This is a genomic window from Citrobacter braakii, assembly GCF_009648935.1.
GTDB classification, from domain to species: domain Bacteria; phylum Pseudomonadota; class Gammaproteobacteria; order Enterobacterales; family Enterobacteriaceae; genus Citrobacter; species Citrobacter braakii.
The window spans coordinates 3,445,290-3,468,433 of record NZ_CP045771.1; the positions used below are offsets into that span (position 1 = coordinate 3,445,290).

25 protein-coding genes and 1 pseudogene are annotated in these 23,144 nt (G+C 50.7%); 11 read left to right on the forward strand and 15 right to left on the reverse strand.

From position 1 onward, the window contains the following. Positions 1 to 6: 6 nt before the first annotated feature. A complete protein-coding gene (locus GFC06_RS16060; RefSeq protein ID WP_016153085.1) occupies positions 7 to 294 on the reverse strand; it encodes a VF530 family protein in 288 nt (95 codons plus the stop codon). 456 nt (positions 295 to 750) lie between these two features. Between GFC06_RS16060 and GFC06_RS16065 the strand changes: the two genes are divergently transcribed. Continuing rightward, positions 751 to 1,467 carry a YebC/PmpR family DNA-binding transcriptional regulator gene (locus GFC06_RS16065; RefSeq protein WP_016153084.1) on the forward strand — a complete coding sequence of 239 codons (717 nt, stop codon included), beginning with the start codon at positions 751 to 753 and terminating at the stop codon, positions 1,465 to 1,467. A 176-nt stretch (positions 1,468 to 1,643) separates the two neighbouring features. Here the strand turns inward: GFC06_RS16065 and GFC06_RS23555 are convergent. Continuing rightward, positions 1,644 to 1,778 (reverse strand): annotated as a pseudogene (locus GFC06_RS23555) (alpha/beta hydrolase); the annotation flags it as partial. 457 nt (positions 1,779 to 2,235) lie between these two features. Here GFC06_RS23555 and tam point away from each other — a divergent pair. After that, a complete protein-coding gene (gene tam, locus GFC06_RS16070) occupies positions 2,236 to 2,994 on the forward strand; it encodes a trans-aconitate 2-methyltransferase (protein WP_153690368.1) in 759 nt (252 codons plus the stop codon). A gap of 131 nt (positions 2,995 to 3,125) precedes the next feature. Continuing rightward, complete coding sequence (locus GFC06_RS16075; RefSeq protein WP_016153082.1) at positions 3,126 to 3,503, forward strand: GFA family protein; 378 nt, start codon at positions 3,126 to 3,128, stop codon at positions 3,501 to 3,503. On the opposite strand, the gene GFC06_RS16080 is transcribed toward GFC06_RS16075, so the two are convergent. The 6 genes from GFC06_RS16080 to sad form a co-directional block, all read right to left on the reverse strand. Next, positions 3,500 to 4,414 carry a bestrophin family protein gene (locus tag GFC06_RS16080; protein ID WP_088582962.1) on the reverse strand — a complete coding sequence of 305 codons (915 nt, stop codon included), beginning with the start codon at positions 4,412 to 4,414 and terminating at the stop codon, positions 3,500 to 3,502. The two genes, GFC06_RS16075 and GFC06_RS16080, sit on opposite strands and share 4 nt — an antisense overlap. Positions 4,415 to 4,622: 208 nt before the next feature. Then, positions 4,623 to 6,074 (reverse strand): tagaturonate reductase, encoded by a 1,452-nt coding sequence (locus tag GFC06_RS16085; RefSeq protein ID WP_016156489.1) that lies wholly within the window; start codon positions 6,072 to 6,074, stop codon positions 4,623 to 4,625. A 106-nt stretch (positions 6,075 to 6,180) separates the two neighbouring features. After that, complete coding sequence (locus GFC06_RS16090; protein WP_153690369.1) at positions 6,181 to 6,708, reverse strand: GNAT family N-acetyltransferase; 528 nt, start codon at positions 6,706 to 6,708, stop codon at positions 6,181 to 6,183. 81 nt (positions 6,709 to 6,789) lie between these two features. Continuing rightward, a complete protein-coding gene (locus GFC06_RS16095) occupies positions 6,790 to 7,149 on the reverse strand; it encodes a DUF4186 domain-containing protein (protein ID WP_016153078.1) in 360 nt (119 codons plus the stop codon). Continuing rightward, positions 7,149 to 8,075: a glutaminase B gene (gene glsB / locus GFC06_RS16100; RefSeq protein WP_016153077.1), complete on the reverse strand. Its 927-nt coding sequence runs from the start codon at positions 8,073 to 8,075 to the stop codon at positions 7,149 to 7,151. The genes GFC06_RS16095 and glsB overlap by 1 nt, the downstream gene beginning before the upstream one ends. A gap of 175 nt (positions 8,076 to 8,250) precedes the next feature. Then, positions 8,251 to 9,639 (reverse strand): succinate-semialdehyde dehydrogenase, encoded by a 1,389-nt coding sequence (gene sad, locus GFC06_RS16105; RefSeq protein ID WP_153690370.1) that lies wholly within the window; start codon positions 9,637 to 9,639, stop codon positions 8,251 to 8,253. A gap of 102 nt (positions 9,640 to 9,741) precedes the next feature. Between sad and ptrR the strand changes: the two genes are divergently transcribed. Then, entirely contained in the window at positions 9,742 to 10,617 is an 876-nt protein-coding gene (gene ptrR / locus GFC06_RS16110; RefSeq protein ID WP_153690371.1) for a putrescine utilization regulator PtrR, read from the forward strand. A 221-nt stretch (positions 10,618 to 10,838) separates the two neighbouring features. Then, the gene (locus GFC06_RS16115; RefSeq protein ID WP_153690372.1) at positions 10,839 to 12,035 is read left to right on the forward strand and encodes a sugar transporter; all 1,197 of its coding nucleotides are present in this window, start codon (positions 10,839 to 10,841) and stop codon (positions 12,033 to 12,035) included. A 35-nt stretch (positions 12,036 to 12,070) separates the two neighbouring features. On the opposite strand, the gene GFC06_RS16120 is transcribed toward GFC06_RS16115, so the two are convergent. Continuing rightward, entirely contained in the window at positions 12,071 to 12,736 is a 666-nt protein-coding gene (locus tag GFC06_RS16120; protein WP_016153073.1) for a MarC family NAAT transporter, read from the reverse strand. 257 nt (positions 12,737 to 12,993) lie between these two features. Between GFC06_RS16120 and marR the strand changes: the two genes are divergently transcribed. From marR to marB, 3 genes are read left to right on the forward strand one after another with little or no spacing between them, the layout of a single operon-like run. After that, positions 12,994 to 13,428, forward strand: coding sequence for a multiple antibiotic resistance transcriptional regulator MarR (gene marR, locus GFC06_RS16125; RefSeq protein WP_016156485.1), 435 nt, complete (start codon positions 12,994 to 12,996; stop codon positions 13,426 to 13,428). Between the two features lie 18 nt (positions 13,429 to 13,446). After that, positions 13,447 to 13,830: an MDR efflux pump AcrAB transcriptional activator MarA gene (gene marA / locus GFC06_RS16130; RefSeq protein WP_003032424.1), complete on the forward strand. Its 384-nt coding sequence runs from the start codon at positions 13,447 to 13,449 to the stop codon at positions 13,828 to 13,830. 30 nt (positions 13,831 to 13,860) lie between these two features. Continuing rightward, positions 13,861 to 14,079 (forward strand): multiple antibiotic resistance protein MarB, encoded by a 219-nt coding sequence (marB, locus tag GFC06_RS16135; protein WP_016153071.1) that lies wholly within the window; start codon positions 13,861 to 13,863, stop codon positions 14,077 to 14,079. Between the two features lie 30 nt (positions 14,080 to 14,109). On the opposite strand, the gene eamA is transcribed toward marB, so the two are convergent. Continuing rightward, the gene (eamA, locus tag GFC06_RS16140; RefSeq protein WP_019076776.1) at positions 14,110 to 15,009 is read right to left on the reverse strand and encodes an O-acetylserine/cysteine exporter; all 900 of its coding nucleotides are present in this window, start codon (positions 15,007 to 15,009) and stop codon (positions 14,110 to 14,112) included. 198 nt (positions 15,010 to 15,207) lie between these two features. Here eamA and ydeE point away from each other — a divergent pair, with 198 nt between their 5' ends. After that, positions 15,208 to 16,395 (forward strand): efflux MFS transporter YdeE, encoded by a 1,188-nt coding sequence (gene ydeE, locus GFC06_RS16145; protein ID WP_047359042.1) that lies wholly within the window; start codon positions 15,208 to 15,210, stop codon positions 16,393 to 16,395. Positions 16,396 to 16,435: 40 nt separating this feature from the next. Here the strand turns inward: ydeE and urtE are convergent, their stop codons facing one another. The 5 genes from urtE to urtA are packed head-to-tail and all read right to left on the reverse strand — an operon-like array spanning position 16,436 to position 21,903. After that, positions 16,436 to 17,134, reverse strand: coding sequence for an urea ABC transporter ATP-binding subunit UrtE (gene urtE, locus GFC06_RS16150; protein WP_131405910.1), 699 nt, complete (start codon positions 17,132 to 17,134; stop codon positions 16,436 to 16,438). Between the two features lie 9 nt (positions 17,135 to 17,143). After that, positions 17,144 to 17,941, reverse strand: a complete 798-nt coding sequence (gene urtD, locus GFC06_RS16155) for an urea ABC transporter ATP-binding protein UrtD (RefSeq protein WP_153690373.1) — start codon at positions 17,939 to 17,941, stop codon at positions 17,144 to 17,146. Continuing rightward, positions 17,941 to 19,014 (reverse strand): urea ABC transporter permease subunit UrtC, encoded by a 1,074-nt coding sequence (gene urtC, locus GFC06_RS16160; RefSeq protein ID WP_016153066.1) that lies wholly within the window; start codon positions 19,012 to 19,014, stop codon positions 17,941 to 17,943. Before urtC ends, urtD begins: the two co-directional genes overlap by 1 nt. Then, positions 19,014 to 20,588 carry an urea ABC transporter permease subunit UrtB gene (gene urtB, locus GFC06_RS16165; protein ID WP_153690374.1) on the reverse strand — a complete coding sequence of 525 codons (1,575 nt, stop codon included), beginning with the start codon at positions 20,586 to 20,588 and terminating at the stop codon, positions 19,014 to 19,016. Before urtB ends, urtC begins: the two co-directional genes overlap by 1 nt. Positions 20,589 to 20,631: 43 nt before the next feature. Then, positions 20,632 to 21,903, reverse strand: coding sequence for an urea ABC transporter substrate-binding protein (urtA, locus tag GFC06_RS16170; protein WP_016156478.1), 1,272 nt, complete (start codon positions 21,901 to 21,903; stop codon positions 20,632 to 20,634). 486 nt (positions 21,904 to 22,389) lie between these two features. Here urtA and mgtS point away from each other — a divergent pair, with 486 nt between their 5' ends. Together mgtS and GFC06_RS23560 are read left to right on the forward strand one after the other, a co-directional pair. Further along, a complete protein-coding gene (gene mgtS, locus GFC06_RS16175) occupies positions 22,390 to 22,485 on the forward strand; it encodes a protein MgtS (RefSeq protein WP_003032406.1) in 96 nt (31 codons plus the stop codon). 399 nt (positions 22,486 to 22,884) lie between these two features. After that, entirely contained in the window at positions 22,885 to 23,058 is a 174-nt protein-coding gene (locus GFC06_RS23560) for a YnfU family zinc-binding protein (RefSeq protein WP_213083734.1), read from the forward strand. Positions 23,059 to 23,144 lie beyond the last annotated feature (86 nt).

Sequence of the window (23,144 nt, forward strand, 5' to 3'; positions counted from 1 at the left end):
TTGCTCTTAATTCTTCTTGTTGCGGCTGTTAGCCCAGGGATCGAACGCCGGTTCGGTGGTGTTATTTGAGGCCAGGTCATGCAGAGAATCCAGGTACAGCGCTTCAACTTCTGCCCGCGCCCACGGCGTGCGGCGCAGAAACTTCAAACTGGATTTAACGCTCGGCTCATTTTTAAAACAGTTGATATTAATGCGTTGCGCCAGCTCAGCCCAACCATAACGATCAACCAGTGCATTAACCTGCATTTCAAGCGTTACGCCATGTAAAGGGTCTTTAGAAATATGAGCATTCATATGAAGTCCAGTTCAGTGGTTCCAGATTTTGTCAGTAGTGCAACGGGAAGAAGGTTACAAGAAAGCGGGGCGACCAGCAATGGCATCTGTTCCTCAGGCTTTCATGATTAAGAAGTAAACATCAGCCAGACATTGCTGAAGAAAAGATCTGGATTAGATGCGTTCATTAATCTTAAGTGGGTATTTATACCTGGATTGTTACTTCAGTTTCTCTTTATTTATGTATTATTGCTGTCATTCGACTATTAAAATTAAAAAAACAAAAGATCCAAAAAAAACCGAAAATAACATATCCATAATGTTAACCATTGATAAAATTAAAGTAACATTTAGTAAAACATGGATATTTTGTTTTTCATGGACGAGAGTTTACATATCATGATATAATATTGCGGAAAAATTTGCAGGTTATTAATCTGCGTGTAATGTAAATGAATTTCTGAGGAGACTATTCCAGTGGGACGTAAATGGGCAAATATTGTTGCTAAAAAAACTGCTAAAGACGGTGCAACGTCTAATATATATGCAAAATTCGGTGTAGAAATCTATGCTGCTGCCAAACAAGGTGAACCAGACCCAGAATCAAACTCAGCTTTAAAATTCGTTATTGAACGTGCGAAACAAGCACAGGTTCCTAAACACGTTATTGATAAAGCAATTGATAAAGCCAAAGGCGGCAGCGATGAAACGTTCGTGCAAGGGCGTTATGAAGGCTTTGGTCCAAGTGGTTCACTGATTATCGCTGAAACGTTGACGTCAAATGTTAACCGTACGATTGCTAATGTCCGCTCAATTTTCAATAAAAAAGGCGGGAATATCGGAGCGGCAGGTGCTGTCAGCTATATGTTTGACAATACCGGGGTGATTGTATTTGCAGGAACAGATCCTGACCATATTTTTGAAATTTTGCTTAATGCTGATGTAGATGTTCGCGATGTAACCGAAGAAGAGGGAAACATCGTTATTTATACTGAATCTACAGACCTTCATAAAGGAATTGCAGCCCTGAAAGCCGCAGGGATTACTGAATTCTCAACAACAGAATTAGAAATGATTGCTCAATCAGAAGTTGAACTTTCACCAGAAGATTTAGAAATCTTTGCAGGACTCGTAGATGCCCTTGAAGATGACGATGATGTTCAAAAAGTCTATCACAACGTTGCAAACCTCTAATTATAAATAAAGGAATCTGTTATTGCGGCAGATCTTTAACTTATAAAGTTGTTACAAAAATATCTAGCCCGATACATTGATTATAAAAAAAGAAAAAATTTACGGTAGAAAATCAAAGTGACTGTCTGCTTTTGCTCAAGGCAGACAGTCATGTCCAGCAGTTTTCAGTCAGGATTAGCAGGGGGAGCTTTTCCAGGAATGAAAAAAACCGCTTCCTGGCTTCCTGACTCGAAGGCGACAACAGCTCTGACCTTATCGTTTTTCATCACTGTGTACCAACCGGAACCGCCAAACTGAGAATGGCTAAAGAGGGATCTGCATTCGGGGTCATCTGACGAAAACTTGTTACCGTAGCAGATAAGGGAAGGGTAGGGATTTGATGGAACGGCGTCAGCTAAGGGCTATGAACTAAGCATCCATCAAATACCAAATTGCATTTAACATAATATACATTATGCGCACTAGTGTTGAGTAAGGTAGAATCTGATGCTTTATGGTAATCCTTGTGCTGCTCGATAATGATGGCCAAACCTCTTTTCAAATGCCGTTACCAGCGCTAACCATTTTCGACCTGCGCCACATCACTCACTGAACATCAAAATTGATAACTGTAGTTCACGCAGGCAAACCACAGACATGCCAATCTGTCTTCCTGGCATATTTCTGCCCTTATCCTTCATTATCATATAATCTTCTAAATGAAATGGCTCACCGGCAAGGACTTATGCGGTCCTTTCTGCCTTTTTCTCTCATACTGGAGATTCATTCATGGCTGACTGGAACCCTTCGCTTTATCTGCAATATGAAACTGAACGTTCAAGACCCGCAGCGGAATTACTCAACAGAGTGGCGTTAGAGAGTATTCGTTCAGTTGTTGATCTTGGCTGTGGTCCGGGAAACAGCACGGCATTACTGCATCAGCGCTGGCCTTCGGCTGTAATAACCGGGGTTGATTCCTCACCCGCCATGCTGAATGAAGCGCGCAACGCATTACCGCAATGCCATTTTATTGAAGCGGATATCAGTCAGTTCCAGCCCGAGCATCCTGTGGATCTGCTTTACGCAAATGCGTCTTTACAATGGGTACCCGATCACTATGAACTATTGCCGAACCTGGTATCGCTGCTGGGTCGCAACGGCGTTCTGTCCGTGCAAATGCCGGATAACTGGCTGGAACCCACGCATGTTCTGATGCGCGAAGTGGCTTATGAACAGGGTTTCCCGGACCGGGGTCGTGCGCCACTTTCTGGCGTACATGCCTACTATGATATTTTGACCGAAACTGGCTGTGAGGTGGATATCTGGCGCACCACGTATTATCACATTATGGATTCTCATCAAGCAATTATCGACTGGGTAAGTTCTACAGGCCTGCGCCCCTGGTTGCAGGATTTGAGAGAAAGTGAGCAACGTCAGTATCTGGCGCGCTACCACGAACTACTTCAGGAGCAATATCCACTGCAGGAAAATGGCAAAATTTTACTGGCGTTTCCCCGATTGTTTATTGTTGCGCGCCGCAATAATTAAGCATTTATCATCAGATAGATCACAGGAATAGAGGATCGCCTATGAGCGCCCTCGCCTTTTTAACATAAGGATCTAGTGACAATGCGAGGCATCTGCTAGTGTCTTGCCACGTGTTTCCGATGGGAGTTGTTATGTCTAAAGTCTACATTGGTGGGTGTCTTTGTGGTTCGATCCGCTTCACGGCCAGCAGTCCTAATAATTCCCATACCTGCTCCTGCGATATATGCCGGAAACATACGGGCGCACCGACCGTCGTCTGGATTGAGTTTGATGCAGAAAATGTAGAATGGACGGGAAAAGCCGGCAAACCGACAACCTGGCGCTCATCAGAAACGAGTTGTCGAGCCTTTTGCCCTCAGTGCGGCAGTTCCGTGGGCGCTATTGATGACGCCCCGGTAATTGCACTTTTAGCCGGGGCTTTTGATGATCCTAACGATGAAGACCTGGCACCAGAGTTTCATTCGTTTTCCGATATGCAGCCAGCCTGGTGGCAAAACGAACGTAACTAAGTTAGTTGGTAATGCTTATCAGGCATGTGTTTTGCTGGCACATTTGTTTCATCGTTCATCTGCAGCAAATCGATTTCGATCGCATTGCAAATCGCATCCAGCGGCAGATCATTGTTCTCTGTGCCAAACGGATCTTCAAGCTCTTCTGCAAGCGTGTCGAGCGAGATAAATGTATAGGAAATAAGCACCGAGATAAACGGTGTCATGTAGTGCAGATCCACCACTAACGCGAATGGCAGCATGATACAAAACAGGTATACCGTGCGATGAAGGATCAAAGTATAAGCAAACGGGACCGGTGTATTCGCAATCCGCTCACAACCAGCCAGTACCGCAGACATATCGTTTAACCTATTGTTTAAACTATGAAATAATATGTCTGACAGTTGCTCATCACGCCTGCGCACGGCCAACCACTCTCCCATTAACAACAAAATGCGGTTTGCTGGAGATTGTGAGGCAAATACCGTCTGCAGATCTTTCTCGCTGAGGTACTTCGCCAACGGCTCTGCCTGTGGCTTTCGACGTAAAGTCATGCGTAAACAGTGGGCAAACGCGATTTGCAGACGAACAAACTGCCCTAATTCGGCGTCGTCCGGTAAGGTGGTTTTTACCTCACGCAGTAGCGATCGGGAAGCAATCATCAACTGCCCCCACAGGTGTCGGGCCTCAACGTAACGTGAGTAACAGGCGTTATTGCGAAAACCTAAAAAGATTGCAATCGCCACGCCGAGAATGCTGAATGGCGCCAGGGTGAATTTGATTCCCAGCATCGTATACCACGGAAGCATGATAATAACGGCGATGGAGAGCAGGAAGTTCAGCAGCAGTCGTGAAAAGATTTTGGATAATACCGACCCATGCCAAACGAATATCAGGCGTAGCCAGTGTTGTTGGGGGCGAACGATCATGGTTTTCTTCGGGAAAGTGTGAAATCCATCACATTAGACGCGATCATGATCAATGTTGCAAGTTAATCGCAACATTAACAAAACAACTGTTGCTCTGCCAGAACCACCGCGCAGCGGAGTTACAGAACGGTGTAGTCATTAATAAACAATAGTATGTTGTAACTAAGGAATGTTCTATAAAAAACCCGGCCTGAGCCGGGTTGTCTTCTTAGCACAATGGCTTAACGGCTTCACGCATGCCTTTGGCCAGAATGGTATCCAGATCGGCTGAAACCTGCTCCACGAGTCCGGAAACCTGAGTCAGATCCTGTTCCCAGTGTTCTTTAACGCCCAGTACCGATTTGACTAACTCTTCGGTGCTTATCTGGCGGTCATGATGCTGGGACCACAGCTGTTGAAAACGTGCCACCCAGTGCGCATCATCCTGGACCGGATAAGCCTCACCGTTACGCTCTCCACGATAGAAAGCAATCAGCGCGGCAAGCGCAAACGTCAGGCGCGCCGGCAGTTTACCGCTGGCCTGTTGCCCTGCCAGCAGCTGCGGCAAAATACGGGTACGGAATTTAGTCATGCCGTTCAGGGCAATCGACAGCAACTGATGCTTGATGTACGGATTGCAGAATCGACCGGTCACCGCGCTGGCGAAAGACGCCAGCTCATCGCGGGGTAAATCCAGTACCGGAATGATCTCTTCATAAATTGCTTTTTCAACGAAGGCGCAAATCTCTGCGTCATTCATCGCCTCACCCACGGTGTCCAGCCCTGCCTGCCAGGCAACGGGAACCAGTGCGGTGTGTGCGCCGTTGAGAATCGCCACTTTCCGTTCTTTGTACGGTTTGATGTCATCAACAATCAGGACATTGAGCGGATATTTATCCAGACGCAGTTCTGCAGCTAATGACTTCGGTCCTTGAATGACAAACAGATAGAAGTGTTCTGCAGTGTCGAGGAAGGCATCGTGATAGCCCAACTCAGCTTCCAGTTTCTCCACTTCGTCACGCGGATAACCGGTAACTATGCGGTCCACCAGCGTGGAGCAAAATGCGTTGGCCTGATCCAGCCACTGAATAAATGCCTCCGGCAGCGCCCACTCCTGAGCGTAGCGCAGGACCAGTTCACGCAGCGCATCACCATTGTAATCAATCAGTTCGCAAGGAATGATAATCCAGCCTTTATCCGACGCACCATTAAAATGGCTGAAGCGTTCGAACAACAGTCGGGTCAGTTTAGCCGGATAACTCACCGCCGGTGCATCCTCAAACTTATCGCCCGCGTGGTAGCTGATGCCCGCTTCAGTCGTGTTGGAGAACACAAAACGCATATCTGGATTATGCGCCAGCTTCAGAAACTCATCGTATTCGCTATAGACGCTGATTTCACGGTTAACCGAACGGATCAAACGGGCATCGCTTACGGCCTCGCCCTTCTCATTCAAACCACGAATGATGGTGGTATAAAGACCATCCTGCGTACTCAGCGATGGCGGGAAGGTACTTTCGATGGGACGAACAATGACTACACCAGCGTTCAGATCGGTATGTTCGTTCAGCAAATCGACTTGCCAGTCAACAAAGGCGCGCAGGAAGTTTCCTTCACCAAACTGAATAATGCGTTCAGGATACTGAGCACCGGGGAAATCGCGACGATTTAGTGTTTGCACAATGGGTTCCCTTTTTAATTAGTCATACAACCTGATTGAATTGGTCCAATAGGTTAGCAAACTTTAATACATTGAAACCCTGTTTTGATCAATCCCCGGCGACAAATTAGAGAGTTTTGTAGAAAAGTGTGGTCCCGGTCAGCTTCCCGTCAGGCATTTTTGCATAGTCCGGTATCACCCCTACTTTTTGCCATCCACAATTGTGGTAGAACAACTCAGCGCTGCTGCCCGTCGCTGTATCAAGCACCAGCAGCGTTTTCCCTTGCTGACGCGCGCAGTTTTCGAGTTCGTTCATCAACGTCCGGGCAACACCACCGCGCCGCGCTGAGGGGTGAACCAGCAGCTTGGCGACATCAGCACGATGAGGTTGGTTTTCGGGTTGATCGATAATGAGCTGGACGGTACCGACAAGCACCCCCTGTGCGTTCTGCGTACCCAGAACAATCCTTTCTCCACGGTCAACGCTTTGCGCGACACTTATCCAGAAAGGCCGTGATTTATCACCACTAAAAGGGAGCATAAAGCTGACAGAGGCGCCATCATTGACGCATGTTTCAAGGATATCGCTGAACTCACCGATTCTCGACAGAATCTGGGCCGCGCTCAGCACAAAGCAGGGTTTACAGGAAGCCATTTTTTTCTCCTTAGAATGACCCCTTCATACTGCTTTTAACAATTACACAACACAAGGAGTCATATCATAGGATTATGTTATCTATGGCTTGTTCATCTGGATCACTAGCCAGTGATAGATAACCGTGACAACGTAACGCTGCTGTTCATCGTTTAACGCCACCCCCTGAGGGATATCATGCCATTTCGCCAGACATCCCCGACAACAGGTCGCCGTAGCATGTTGAGCGATAAATACCGGATGCCCGCGCATGGGTGTCTGCTTACCGTCATTGGCAGGAAACGCGGGCGCCAGCCGTTTGGCAATAAAATCCGTGGCGTGTTGTTCGATAACCGGCGCGCCTTTATCCAGACAATACTGCCTTTCTTTCTGGCCAAGGCGAAACCGCGAGCGAAACGTTGATTTCGCCAGCCGGGCAAAAAGAGGATCGAGCGTGTTCATCAGTAAACCGAGCGCCCCAGTTGTTGCGTTAGTTGCTCCAGCACGGCGATACCCGCCAGCGAATTTCCCGCCGCATCCAGTTCCGGACTCCAGACGGCAATCGCCATCTCGTGAGGCACGATAGCCACGATACCGCCCCCCACACCAGATTTCGCCGGTAAGCCCACTCGCCAGGCAAATTCCCCTGCGTTCTGATACATGCCACTGGTCGCCATCAGCGCGTTGATCTGCCGGGCTTGCATAGGCGTCACCACGGGCTCTGCAAGATGAAAAGCATGTCCCTGATTCGCCAGAAAGACGAACGTGCGGGCCAGCTCTACACAGCTCATTTTCAGTGCGCAGTAGTGAAAGTAATTTTGCAAAACGGTGGTCACGTCATGGTGAAAATTGCCAAAGGACTTCATTAGCCAGGCAATAGCCGCGTTACGCGCCGAGTGCTCAAACTCAGAACGCGCCACCGTCGCATCATAGGCGATATCCGAAACGCCGCTTAGCGCCCGTACCACTTCCAGCATCCGTTGACGCGGTGCGCTCAGACGTCCTTGCAGCATATCGCAAACCACCAGCGCCCCGGCGTTGATAAAGGGATTGCGTGGGATGCCTTGCTCCATTTCCAACTGCACCAGGGAATTAAAAGGATGCCCGGAAGGATCCTTGCCGACGCGTTGCCAGATCTCATCTTCCTGATAGTGACGCATCGCCACGACCAGACTGAGCACCTTTGAAATTGACTGAATAGAAAAGCGCTCTTGCGCATCCCCCGCCTGATAGTGCTGTCCATCGACGGTGCAAATAGCAATACCCAGTTTTGAACCGTCGACAGAAGCTAAGGCAGGAATGTAATCAGCGACTTTACCCTGACCAATCAGCGGACGAACCTGCTGCACAATGGTCTCTAAAATTGAATTGTCCATGGCCCTGGCCACAACATGCTCCTTGCTCGCAGGTATGAAAGGCCTGCGAGTATAACAGAGCTGAATACGCAGCGTCAGGCCGGAAGGCGGAATCTGGCCACGGTCTGCATGAGCGGGTGAGATTCATGCCGTAGACAGAAACATTGCAGAATTAAGGCCGGTGCCCCCATCGGAGGCACCCACTCCATCAGAGGCGGTTTTTCCAGATGGTCTGTACATTACAAAACTCATGCAGACCAAAGTGTGAAAGCTCGCGGCCAAAACCACTTTTCTTCACGCCGCCAAAAGCAACGCGGGCATCGCTGGCGCTGTAACCATTGATAAATACGCCCCCACACTCCAGGCGTGACGCCATCTTCTGCGCCAGAGCTTCATCCGCGGTGAACACCGTGGCTGATAAGCCGAAATCACTGTCATTAGCCAGCGCTAAAGCATGTTCCGCATTCTTTGCAACGGTAATCGCTGCAACCGGGCCAAACAGCTCCTGACGAAAAGCCGTCATCTCCGGGGTGACATCACCCAGAACCGTCACGGCATAGTAATTGCCCTGACCCGCGATTTTTTCCCCGCCGAGAAGTAACCGCGCGCCTTCGGCAAGGGAGGCTTCGACCTGCTGATGCAGCTCATCGCGCAGATCAAATCTTGCCATCGGACCCAGATCGTTTTCTTCGTTCAGCGGGTCGCCCATTTTGAGCGCGCTCGCGGCCGCCACAAAACGAGCCGTAAATTCTGCCGCAATTCCTTCTTCGATAATAAAGCGCTTTGCTGCCGCACAAACCTGTCCGGTGTTCTGATAACGACCGGCGACCGCCGCCTTAACGGCCAGATCGAGGTCAGCATCATTAAGGACAATAAACGGATCGGAACCCCCCAGTTCAAGCACGCATTTTTTCAGCGCCGCACCCGCCTGAGCACCAATCGCCGCACCGGCTCGCACGCTGCCCGTCACCGTTACCGCCGCAATACGCGGGTCATTGATCATCTGACTTACCCCGGCGTTATCGGCATTCACCCAACCATAAACACCCGCGGGAACGCCCGCATCAGCAAAAACCTGCGCGATAATCGCAGCACAGCCGGTTACGTTTGGCGCATGCTTTAACAGATAGCCATTTCCGGCCAGCAGAATTGGAATGGCGCCGCGAAGTACCTGCCAGAGCGGGAAGTTCCACGGCATGATCGCCAGAATAGTTCCAACGGGGCGATACTCAATCACCGCCTGGTTGTTCTCCACCAGCGTAGGTTCCGGGTTGAGCATCGCCGGTCCATGTTCGGCGTACCAGTCACACAATGCGGCTGATTTGGCAACTTCACCACGCGCCTGCTTGATGGGTTTCCCCATTTCACGTGAGATACACTGCGCCATCTCTTCGGCGCGATGACGCAGAGCCTGCCCGATATGACGCAGCGTTTGCGCACGGTGCTCAACGGCAGTGTGTTTCCATTCACTGTAGCCATTTGCGGCAAGGCTCAGCGCATGTGCAATCTCTTCAGTACTGGCCCACGGCATTGCCGCCAACCTTTCACCGTTGGTAGGGTTAACGGAAATCGCATGTGTTGCTGCTGTGATAGTCATAAGTGCCTCTCTTTATCGCAGGGTATGGTCATATCATGCGCATATTTACTCTTTCTGAAAAATGAATAATATTAACCACACCATTCACGAACAGAGAATATTATGGATCTGACGCAACTGGAAATGTTCAACGCCGTCGCGGAGACAGGCAGTATTACGCAGGCCGCCGCGAAGGTGCATCGCGTGCCATCCAATCTCACCACTCGTATTCGCCAGCTTGAAGCCGACCTTGGCGTCGATCTGTTTATTCGTGAAAATCAGCGTTTGCGGCTTTCCCCGTCCGGGCACAATTTTTTACGCTACAGCCAGCGGATCCTCGCCCTGGTTGACGAGGCGAGAATGGTCGTCGCCGGCGATGAACCGCAGGGGTTGTTCTCTCTTGGCTCGCTCGAGAGTACTGCCGCTGTGCGGATCCCCGCCACGCTGGCTGAATACAATCAGCGTTACCCCAAAATTCAGTTTGCACTGGCGACAGGTCCTTCAGGCACGATGCTGGACGGCGTGCTCGACGGGACGCTGAACGCCGCCTTTGTCGACGGCCCAATTACTCATCCAGGTCTTGACGGAATGCCGGTCTACCGTGAAGAGATGATGATAGTCACTCCGCACGGTCATCCCCCTATCCAGCGGGCCAGCGACGTTAACGGTTGCAGCATTTACGCCTTTCGCGCCAACTGTTCCTATCGTCGCCATTTTGAAAGCTGGTTTCATGCCGATCGCGCAATGCCTGGCACCATTCATGAAATGGAGTCGTATCACGGCATGCTGGCTTGCGTCATTGCCGGTGCGGGTATCGCGCTGATCCCGCGTTCGATGCTGGAGAGCATGCCAGGACACCATCAGGTCCACGCCTGGCCGCTAAGCGAAAACTGGCGCTGGCTGAATACGTGGCTGGTCTGGCGCAGAGGCGCAATGACAAGGCAACTGGAAGCGTTTATTGAGGTATTGAACCCTCAGTTGTCGAAAAGCGCGGAATAATTCGCGATTCTCAAACAACGCCATAAATAGCGTTGCGGGTGAATTCACACGCCCGGAATTTCATTAATAATGAAACAGTTAAAATTACGCGGAATGTTCGGCAGTCAATTTTGCTACCCAGTCAATGAAATGAGATCTGCATCACGAAATGATTGTATTTTAGCCAGCAAAAGTTTTAAGATCGTGGCCTTACCTTTTCGCAGCTAATCCACCTAATTGATATGACAACAGACACTGTTTCCCGCAAGGTCGCGTGGCTTCGGGTAGTTACGCTTGCCATTGCCGGTTTTATTTTCAATACCACTGAGTTTGTCCCTGTCGGTTTGTTATCCGACATCGCACAAAGTTTTAATATGCAGACCGCTCAGGTCGGGATCATGCTGACGATCTACGCCTGGGTTGTCGCCCTGATGTCGCTGCCTTTCATGCTGCTTACCAGCCAGGTAGAACGCCGCAAACTTCTGATCTGCCTGTTTGTCGTTTTTATCGCCAGCCACGTTCTCTCTTTCCTGGCATGGAATTTTACCGTGCTGGTGATCAGCCGTATTGGTATTGCTTTTGCCCACGCTATTTTCTGGTCGATCACCGCATCGCTGGCGATTCGCCTGGCTCCTGCCGGGAAACGCGCGCAGGCTCTCAGCCTGATTGCGACCGGCACCGCGCTGGCGATGGTGTTGGGCCTGCCTATCGGGCGCATCGTTGGTCAGTATTTTGGCTGGCGTACCACCTTCTTCGCCATCGGTATGGGGGCGTTAGTTACCCTACTTTGCTTGATTAAGCTCCTGCCAAAATTACCCAGTGAGCATTCCGGTTCATTAAAAAGCCTGCCGGTTTTATTCCGCCGTCCGGCATTGATGAGCCTGTATCTGCTGACGGTGATTGTGGTCACCGCGCATTACACGGCCTACAGCTATATCGAACCGTTTGTACAGACCATCGCCGGGCTGAGCGCAAACTTTGCCACCGTGCTGCTGCTGGTTCTGGGTGGCGCGGGTATTGTCGGTAGCGTCATTTTTGGCAAGCTGGGTAACCAACATGCTTCCGTATTGATTAGTAGCGCCATTGCCCTGCTGACGGTGTGCCTGGTGCTGTTACTGCCCGCAGCGGACAGCGAAATGCATCTGGCCGTCCTGAGTATATTCTGGGGCATCGCCATTATGTTGATAGGCCTGGGTATGCAGGTCAAAGTGCTGGCGCTGGCCCCGGATGCCACCGACGTCGCAATGGCCCTTTTCTCAGGTATCTTTAATATTGGGATAGGCGCTGGCGCGCTGGTGGGAAATCAGGTGAGTCTGCACTGGTCAATGTCTACGATTGGTTACGTAGGTGCAGTGCCTGCGGTTGTGGCGTTCATATGGTCGGTGATTATCTTCCGTAAATGGCCAGTATCACTGGAAGAGCAGCCTCAGCATTCATAAAAACGTGCCCGGTAGACAATACCGGGCACGTTGTTTTAAGCGTAAGTTTTAATGATTTCCAGCACGCCGTTAATAATAAACTGCACGCCCATACATACCAGCAGGAAGCCCATCAGTCGGGAGATCGCCTCAATACCGCCTTTGCCGACCAGGCGCATAATTCCGCCAGAACTGCGCAAACAGCCCCACAGGATAACCCCGACCACGGCAAAAATAATCGGCGGTGCGACCATTATCACCCAGTCCGGAAACTCAGCCCCATGACGCACGGTGGACGCCGAGCTGATGATCATTGCAATCGTACCCGGACCCGCGGTGCTTGGCATGGCCAGCGGAACAAATGCAATATTCGCCGTCGGTTCATCTTCCAGTTCTTCTGATTTGCTTCTCGCTTCCGGAGAGTCATGTGCCTTCTGCTGTGGAAACAACATTCGAAAGCCGATAAACGCAACGATTAACCCACCCGCGATACGTAACCCGGGAATCGAAATCCCGAAGGTATTCATCACCAATTGTCCGGCATAATACGCCACCATCATGATGGCAAACACGTAAACGGACGCCATGAGTGACTGACGGTTACGCTCTGCGCTGTTCATGTTGCCGGCAAGGCCGAGGAACAACGCCACGGTGGTTAACGGGTTTGCCAACGGTAACAGGACTACCAGCCCCAGTCCTATTGCTTTAAACAAGTCCATCATAATGTCATCTTTCCTGTGCGTTAATCGTCAACGGCAAGTATACGGTGAAATCCGGGAGATAAGCCATTTTCGCGGTGTAAGGATTCATTTTTCACCCGCACGTATAAACCATAATTTTCAAACCGTTAAAATTCCACTCGCCAGAAATTGAGTCTGATTATTTAGCAAAACGTGGCATTTGCTGACCCATTCATTTGACTTATATTTGCCTAAGCAATAATATCAGCCGTGACTAACTACTTGCCAGGGCAACCATTGTGAAAAGCACCAGTGATCTGTTTAACGAAATCATCCCACTGGGTCGTTTGATCTACATGGTTAATCAGAAAAAAGATCGTTTGCTAAACGACTATCTGTCTCCGCTGGATATCACGGCATCACAGTTCAAGGTGCTCTGCTCCATCCGTTGCGCGGTGTGTATTACCCCTGTCGAATTGAAAAAAGTGCTGTCTGTCGATCTCGGCGCCCTGACGCGGATGCTGGACAGGCTGGCCTGTAAAGGCTGGATAGAAAGGCTTCCGAATCCACATGACAAGCGAGGCGTGCTGGTGAAACTCACCGAGCATGGCGCGGCAATTTGCGAGCAGTGTCATCAATTAGTAGGGCAAGACCTGCACCAGGAACTAACAAAAAACTTAACGGCGGATGAAGTGACCACGCTTGAGCATTTGCTGAAGAAAATCCTGCCGTAAACAGAAAGAGGTATGACGATGTCCAGACGCAATACTGACACAATCACTATTCATAGCATTTTGGACTGGATCGAAAATAACCTTGAATCGCCGCTCTCGCTGGAAAAGGTGTCAGAGCGTTCAGGTTACTCCAAATGGCACCTGCAACGGATGTTTAAAAAAGAAACCGGTCATTCACTGGGTCAATACATCCGTAGCCGTAAAATGACTGAAATAGCGCAAAAATTAAAAGAGAGTAACGAGCCGATCCTTTATCTGGCGGAGCGTTACGGTTTTGAGTCCCAGCAAACGCTGACCCGGACATTCAAAAACTATTTTGATGTTCCGCCGCATAAATACCGTATGACGAATATGCACGGCGAATCACGCTATTTGCTGCCACTCAATCAATGTAATTGCTAATCGCCAGTTAACGACGTAACCGAGGAAATCATGAAACTTCTGTCTTATGCGATGCTGGCCCTGCTGTATGTTGTTTCGGGCCAGAGCATGGCGGAACAGACCGCGCAACCTGCCACACAAAACAGTCGTGACGCGATGATTATGCCGCCTGCGCACGATCGGTCCCCGTTCGATTTTAATCATATGGGTGCAGGCAGCGACAAATCCGACGAATTAGGTGTGCCTTATTACAATATGCGCAACCTGTAATTTTTTTGCCCCGTCACTGCGGGGCTTTTTTTACCCTCTCGCCTGCGCAGTCTTACGCAACCGAAAGCCAAACACATTGATGTACAATCCTGCCATGATCAGCAGCGCACCGAGCAGTTGTAATCCGGTAAGCGTTTCATCCAGCAGCACGGCTGCACTCGCCAGTCCAACAACCGGCACCAACAGCGACAACGGCGCGACACGCCAGGTTTCATAACGCCCGAGTAAAGATCCCCAGATGCCATAACCCACAATGGTCGCCACGAACGCCAGATAAACCAGTGACAGAATGGTGGTCATATCTATCGTCACCAGACTTTGGATAATTTGCGTTGGGCCATCGAGAAGTATTGAGGCGAGGAAGAATGGGACAACAGGAATCAACGCACTCCATACCACCAACGACATCACCGCCGGGCGTGACGTATGCTGCATGATTTTTTTATTAAAGATATTACCGCTGGCCCAGCTTAGCGCCGCCGCCAGCGTCAGCATAAAACCGAGCATGCCAACATGCTGTCCGTTCAGACTGGCCTCAATCAGCACCAGCACGCCAAATATGGCCAGCGCAATTCCTACCCGTTGTTTACCTTGCAGACGTTCACCAAAGGCGAATGCCCCCAGAATGATGGTGAAAAACGCCTGAGCCTGTAATACCAAAGAAGCTAACCCGGCAGGCATACCGAATTTGATGGCGCTAAAGAGAAACGCAAACTGCCCAAAACTGATGGTCAGCCCATAGCCGAGCAGCAGTGAAAGCGGAATTTTCGGCCGGGCAACAAAAAAAATCGCCGGAAATGCCACCAGTAAAAAACGCAACCCTGCCAGCATTAACGGTGGCATATTGTGCAGCCCCACTTTGATGACGACAAAGTTCAGCCCCCAAACCACAACGACCAGTAACGCTAATAACCCGTCTTTACGCGACATACCACCGCCCCTGCGAATATTAAATTTTTGTAAACAAATTAAAGTAACGGAAATCGTTGTGCCGTAACAGATCATTAATTCAGGTAGGCCACACAGGGCATTTTCGGACAACTTATTGAGTGTACATCACACTTTTAGCATGCTATTTGTTTCTGATATCTAAAAAAAACATAACAACATGCATTGTCGGGCAGGAAAATGAATATCTCTCTGAGAAGGTCCACTCTCGCGTTACTCGCGTCATCATTGTTATTAACGATTGGGCGTGGCGCCACGCTGCCCTTTATGACGATCTACCTCAGCCGACAGTACAATCTGAGCGTCGACCTGATCGGTTATGCGATGACGGTCGCACTGACCATTGGCGTCGTGTTCAGCCTTGGCTTTGGTATTCTGGCCGACAAGTTTGATAAAAAACGCTATATGCTGCTGGCTATCTGCGGCTTTGCCTCTGGCTTTATTGCTATTCCACTGGTGCATAACGTAGTGGTAGTGGTTTTGCTCTTTGCCCTGATCAACTGCGCCTACTCCGTCTTCGCCACGGTGCTGAAAGCCTGGTTTGCCGATAATCTCTCGGCGACCAACAAAACTAAAATTTTCTCGCTTAACTATACCGTGCTGAACATCGGCTGGACCGTAGGCCCACCGCTGGGTACGCTACTGGTGATGCAAAGCATTAACCTGCCGTTCTGGCTCGCTGCTGCATGTTCAGCACTCCCTCTGGTATTTATCCAGACCTGGGTAAAACGTTCACCAGCAGCATCAGAAGGTTTGAACGCGGCAGTTTGGTCCCCCTCGGTACTGCTGCGCGACAGAGCATTATTCTGGTTTACGCTGTCAGCATTTTTGGCGTCATTCGTTGGTGGTGCCTTCGCGTCCTGTATTTCGCAATACGTTATGGTGGTTGCAGACGGAGATTTTGCCGAGAAAGTGGTGGCAGTCGTCCTGCCTGTTAACGCCGCCATTGTGGTATCACTGCAATATGCCCTCGGGCGCAGGCTCACCGCCACTAATATCCGCCCGCTAATGACTGTAGGCACGCTGTTCTTTGTGGTCGGTCTGGTTGGCTTCACCTTCTCCGGCAACAACCTGGTGTTATGGGGCATTTCTGCGGCCTTTTTCACTATCGGCGAAGTCATTTACGCACCGGGTGAATACATGCTCATCGACAACATCGCGCCTGCAGGAATGAAAGCCAGCTATTTTTCCGCCCAGTCGTTAGGCTGGTTGGGCGCAGCGGTAAACCCATTAGTCAGCGGCGTCATTTTAACCACATTGCCGCCGTGGTCGCTGTTTGTGGCGCTGATGGTGGCGATCGTTCTTGCCTGGGCGCTAATGATAAAAGGCATGCGCGCCAAACCCTGGGGCCAGACGGCGGTCTGCTAATGATGATCGCGACAGAGCCAAAGCCGCTCTGTCGCGAATCTCAAATGGCGACCAGCCCTCGAACGCCTTCGGATTCCATATTTTTACCGTCACCGCTTTGAATAATGCTGCCTCGCGACATGAGTAAGTATTTGTCGGCCAGTTGCTGCGCAAAATCATAGAACTGCTCCACCAGCAAAATGGCCATGTCACCCCGGTGCGCCAGTTGAGAAATCACCTGCCCAATTTCTTTAATCACTGACGGCTGGATCCCCTCCGTGGGCTCATCGAGGATCAACAACTGCGGGCGACTGGCCAGTGCTCGTCCAATCGCCAGTTGCTGTTGTTGCCCGCCGGACAAATCTCCGCCCCGCCGATGTTTCATCTCCTGTAGCACTGGAAAGAGCGCATAGATATCATCCGGCACTCGTCTGGCCTCCTGTGCTGAAAAACGGGAAAGGCCGAGCAGCAGGTTCTCTTCTACCGTCAGTCGCGGGAAAATATCGCGACCCTGTGGTACATACGCCACACCGGCCCTGACCCGCTGATGCGGCTTCCAGTGAGTGACATTTTTCTCCTGCCAGAGCACACTCCCACTGCGGGCAGGAATAAGCCCCATCAGGCACTTAAGAAGCGTCGTTTTCCCCACGCCGTTACGCCCCAGCAGACATGTCACCTCGCCGATATGCGCCTCAAAGTTCACACCTCGCAGAATATGGCTGCCACCATAATATTGATTCAGTTCTTTCACCTGCAACATCTGTGCTCCTTAACGCCCGAGATAAACTTCAATAACCTGCTCGTTGGCCTGCACTTCGCGCAGACTTCCCTGAGCCAGAACGCGTCCCTGGTGTAAGACCGTGACGCGATCGGCAATGGTTTCGACAAATCCCATATCGTGCTCAACAACCATCAGCGAGTGCTTCCCGGCAAGCTTACGAAACAGCTCCGCAGTGTATTCCGTCTCCGCATCCGTCATGCCCGCCGCGGGTTCATCCAGCAGCAGTAAATGCGGCTCCTGTACCAACAGCATGCCAATTTCGAGAAACTGTTTTTGCCCGTGAGAAAGCAGCCCGGCGCGGCGGGCCCGCTCGTTGCCCAGCCGCAACAGCACCAGTATTTCATCTATACGATCCCGTTGTTCGCCGGTGAGGCGCGCCCGTAAAGAGCCCCAGACAGATTTATCGCTTTTCAGCGCCAGCTCCAGATTCTCCTCCACCGTTAACGCTTCAAATACCGTGGGTTTCTGAAATTTCCGCCCAATCCCCTGACGTGCAATGGCGATGGGGTCCAGCGTTGTTAAATCGGTCGACTGATCGTATATCGCCCGACCACTTTGCGGCCTGGTTTTACCGGTAATAACATCCATTAGCGTCGTTTTTCCGGCACCGTTGGGACCAATGATGCAACGCAGCTCCCCAACGCCAATATTGAGCGTGAGATCCGTTAACGCCTGGAAGCCATCGAAGTTAACGTTAATTTTTTCCAACTGGAGCACCGGGTCCGTTTGGTTGCGAAACCGATCGCCTGGCATCTGGCGAGTAAAAAGCCCTTCATCTGGCTGCATTATTTGTCTCCCTTGCGAAACAGACCCATCACACCACGAGGTAAAAACAGCGTAACGCCAATAAAGATCAGGCCAAGAAACAGCTGCCAGTATTCCGGCATAATGACGGTAAACAGGCTTTTAGCGCCGTTCACCAGTACGGCGCCAAATACCGGGCCAATCAGGGTTCCACGCCCGCCGAGGGCAACCCAAATCGCCGCTTCTATCGAGTTGGTCGGCGACATTTCGCTGGGGTTAATGATTCCCACCTGCGGAACATACAACGCCCCCGCCAGGCCGCACAGCACGGCGGAAAGCGTCCACACCAGCAGCTTGAAACCTTTCGGATCGTAACCACAGAACATCAGTCGGTTCTCGGCGTCGCGCACGGCAGTGAGAATTCGACCAAACTTACTGCGGGCCAGCGCCAGTCCCAGCCATATTGCCAGCACCAGCAGCATGACCGTCGCCAGAAACAGCGCGATACGGGTTGAGGTCGCGGTCACCGGAAATCCCAGAATGGTGGTAAAGCCGGTAAAACCGTTATTTCCCCCAAAGCCGGTTTCGTTGCGGAAAAACAGTAACATTCCGGCGAAAGTCAGGGCCTGAGTCATGATGGAGAAATAGACCCCTTTGATTTTTGAACGGAAGGCAAACCAGCCAAATACCAGCGCCAGCAGGCCCGGCACCAGCACAACCAGCAACATCGCCCAGATAAAATGCTGCGTTCCCCACCAAAACCAGGGCAGCTCGGTCCACGACAGAAACGACATAAAGGCCGGTAATCCTTCGCCGGAAGCCTGGCGCATCAGGTACATTCCCATCGCATATCCCCCCAGCGCAAAGAAAATACCGTGGCCCAGCGAGAGCATTCCCGCATAGCCCCACACCAGATCCAGCGCCACCGCCACAATGGCATAGCAGAGAATTTTCCCGGCCAGAGTCAATGTCCACACCGATATGGCCAGCGGATGATCCGCAGGTAACAGCGCCAGAAACGGCAGAATAATCAGCGCCAGCAGTAAACCCAGCCCCAGGACGCGTGTCGCGCGTGGCGCTTTACGCGCCAGCGTTAATGTCATTGGCATCGTCATCAGTCAATAACCCTCCCTTTCAACGCGAACAGCCCCTGAGGACGTTTCTGAATAAACAAAATAATCAGCACCAGAATCATAATCTTACCGAGAACCGCTCCCACCTGAGGCTCAAGAATTTTGTTGAAGATCCCAAGCCCAAACGCAGCGGCTACACTCCCCGCGAGTTGTCCCACGCCGCCCAGCACCACCACCAGAAACGAATCGATAATGTAGCTTTGCCCCAGCTCCGGTCCTACGTTGCCTAACTGCGAGAGCGCTACGCCCCCCAGTCCGGCAATCCCTGAACCAAGACCAAAGGCCAGCATATCCACTCGTCCGGTAGGTACGCCGCAGCAGGCCGCCATATTGCGATTTTGCGTCACCGCACGTACGCGCAGTCCGAGACGGGTTTTATTCAACAACAGCCAGGTGAAGAACAGCACCAGAATGGCAAAGCCAAACACCACAATTCGGTTCCACGGCAAAATCAGATTGGCATAAACCTGAATGCCCCCGGAAAGCCATTCCGGATTAGCGACTTCAAGGTTTTGCGCGCCGAAGGACATACGCACCAACTGGATAAGCATCAGGCTGATCCCCCACGTTGCCAGCAGGGTTTCGAGCGGACGCCCGTATAAATGGCGGATCACTCCGCGCTCAAGTAGCATTCCAACCCCAGCGGTAAGCAAAAAGGCGACCGGAAGCGCAATAACCGGATACCAGGCCAACCATTGCGGGAAAAACTGGCCCATCAGCTGTTGCACCATCCAGGTACCGTAAGCGCCGAGCATTAACATCTCACCATGCGCCATATTAATGACGCCAAGTAAGCCGTAGGTTATCGCCAGACCCAATGCCGCCAGCAGCAAAATGGAGCCCAGCGACAATCCCATAAATGCCTGTCCAAGAAGATCGCCAACCTTCATGCGATGCGCGATGGAATTCAGGCTTTCGTCAGCGGCAGCACGAACGCGGGCATCAGGTTCATGTTCAGCATGGGTGAATGGCTGCAGGCGTGCCTGGGTTTCAGGATCGTTCGACGCCCCTAGCAGTTCGATTGCCTGACGTCTGATCTCAGGCGAGGTGCTGGTCAGTTGCAGGTTTGCCAGTGCAATAGCCAGTAAAGATTTCACGTCAGCATCGGGCTCCTGGGCCAGTCGTTGCTGCAAAAACGGCAGCATCCCCGGCTGGGCCTCACGCTGTAATGTACGCGCTGCCCCGCCCCTTTTCGTGACACTGTCACTTAATAGCTGGTGGACGGCCAAGGTTCCGGCAACCAGATTACGCAGGCGGTTAGTCAGGCGGATTTTTTTTAGCTCGCCGTTCGGACCTGCCGCCATTCCTAGCGGTTGTACGTGCGAGCCGTTCATGATAAACGCGTTTTTCGCGTTATCTGTCAGCAGGTTCTCATCACTCAGCGCTTTGAGCACCGGCAAGCGTTGAACGTCGGGTTTTACCGACCATTGTTCAAGTAAGGCGGCCTGCTGAGTCCGGTTGGCGGCAGTAAAGGTATCGGCATCTGCGGCCTGCGCTATCCACGGCAAAAGCCACGTCAGCAACAACACACCACGAATAAAGCGCATGGCTTTCATGAGCATTCTCCAAAGCGTTGCCCTCCCGCAGGAGGGCGTAAGATCAGTTGCTGGCGGTTTTAACGGGCTGTTCAGATTTTTTATCATTACCAGCGATATATGGACTCCACGGCTGGGCGCGAACCGGCGCTTCGGTTTGCCACACCACGTTAAACTGGCCGTTGCCTTCAATCTCGCCAATCATGACGGGTTTATGCAGGTGATGGTTGGTCGCATCCATGGTCAGGGTAAATCCTGATGGTGCCGCGAATGATTGTCCTGCCATAGCCGCCCTGACTTTATCCACATCGGTAGTTCCGGCTTTTTCTACTGCCTGCGCCCACATATGCAGGCCAACATAAGTGGCTTCCATAGGGTCGTTGGTCACCACCGAATCAGCATTCGGTAGCTTATGCGCTTTGGCATACGCCCGGTAATCTGCGACAAACTTCTTGTTGGCCGCATTATCTACGGACTCAAAGTAGTTCCACGCAGCCAGGTTGCCCACCAGCGGTTTAGTATCGATACCGCGCAACTCCTCCTCCCCCACAGAGAATGCCACCACCGGTACATCCGTGGCTTTCAGGCCCTGGTTCGCTAACTCTTTATAGAATGGAACGTTAGAATCCCCGTTGATGGTCGATACCACCGCCGTTTTTCCCCCTGCGGCGAATTTTTTAATACTGGCAACAATGGTCTGGTAATCGCTGTGTCCGAATGGGGTATACACCTCTTCGATGTCTTTATCGGCCACGCCTTTCGAATGCAAAAAGGCGCGTAAAATTTTGTTAGTCGTACGCGGATAGACATAGTCCGTACCCAGCAGGTAGAAGCGCTTAGCGCTGCCGCCGTCCTCACTCATCAGATACTCAACCGCCGGGATCGCCTGCTGATTAGGCGCAGCGCCGGTATAGAAGACGTTAGGCGACATCTCCTCACCTTCATATTGCACCGGGTAAAACAGCAGACCGTTCAATTCTTCAAATACCGGTAAAACCGATTTACGCGAAACCGATGTCCAGCAGCCGAAAACCGCCGCTACCTTGTCCTGACTCAGTAACTGACGTGCTTTTTCAGCAAATAACGGCCAGTTCGAAGCCGGGTCAACCACCACCGGTTCCAGCTTTTTGCCCAATACACCGCCCTGCGCATTGATTTCATTAATAGTCATCAACGCCACATCTTTCAGCGGCGTTTCGGAAATAGCCATGGTGCCGGATAACGAATGCATGATGCCAACCTTAATAGTGTCGGCCGCCTGAACACTAAAACTCATTCCCATTGCGACAACAGAGGCGGAAAGCGCAAAAGCTTTTAAAAATGTACGACGCTGCATAGTTTCACTCCTGAAATTAGTCTTGTTGAAAGCTCCGGTGCAGCCGGGCAGACAAAACGGTGCAAATTAAGGGTATTCAGAAGTGATAAGGCAAAAACGATGCCAGATATTAAAACATCATATAAAATCAATGAATTAGAATTTTAGGCACAAAAATCAGTATTAGTTTTTGCCGCCAGAAGGATTAATCGCGTGAAACATTGAACCACAATGAGACAACTCTGCATTATAAACGTGCAACAATCTGTGTCTGTCACACACGGTCATAACGGCGTGCCCCGGTATAAAAACATGGTTATTTGTTCGCAGATAACCGTGCCTTGTCACTATTATTTATTTTTCCCGACGTAATCACGTCAAAATTTTACTTTTCCGCCGAAATAATCACACAGTTCAGTCTTTGTTTAAGATTGAATTGCTACTATAGTCATAAGCGAGGTGAACTTAAGGTAAGAGAGGAAACTCACAAATAAAGGAGCATTTACTATGCTGGGTAATATGAATATTTTTATGGCTGTTCTGGGAATTATTTTATTTTCCGGTTTCCTGGCCGCGTATTTTAGCCACAGATGGGATGATTGATGAACGGAGATAGTCCTGAACCGACCCGGCCCCTTGCTGCGTAGCTGCACAAGGGGCCATTTTTTTACCTGAATTCCCCCTCCCGGCACCTTTTCCCTGATGTACAGATAAAAAAAACCGCCGGATAAACCAGCGGTAAATGCTTGCATGGATAGATTTGTGTTTTGCTTTTATACGCTACCTGGCAATTCCCTGCGAAGATAACGGATAGTTGGCTAATCTATCATCGACAACCCCAATGAACGTTAAACGAAACGTAACTACTTTCTATAAGACATGTTGGCCGCTCATAAGATTCTTGCAAACCGTACAGTAATCCATGTCATCGCAATGGTTATAAAATGAGCTATTTATTGCTTCATAGTGTATGGTAAGCACCCCATCACAAGGACAATCAATATGTCGATACTCAAAGATATTAAGATGCGTACTTTACGACCAGTGAAAAGTACCTGTCCTCACTGCTGCCGCCAGTCAATGCACAGCCTGTCGAGAATAAAAAACAACATAACGTTAGTCTGCCCCAACTGCGGCAATACCTACCTTCCTTCCCAAAGCAAACCAGTCAAGTAACGTAAGGACAGGAAAACAATGCCGACCTTTCACCAGCAGCACTCCCTACCCGAGCGTCTCTATGAGATGCAAGGCATCAATACCCA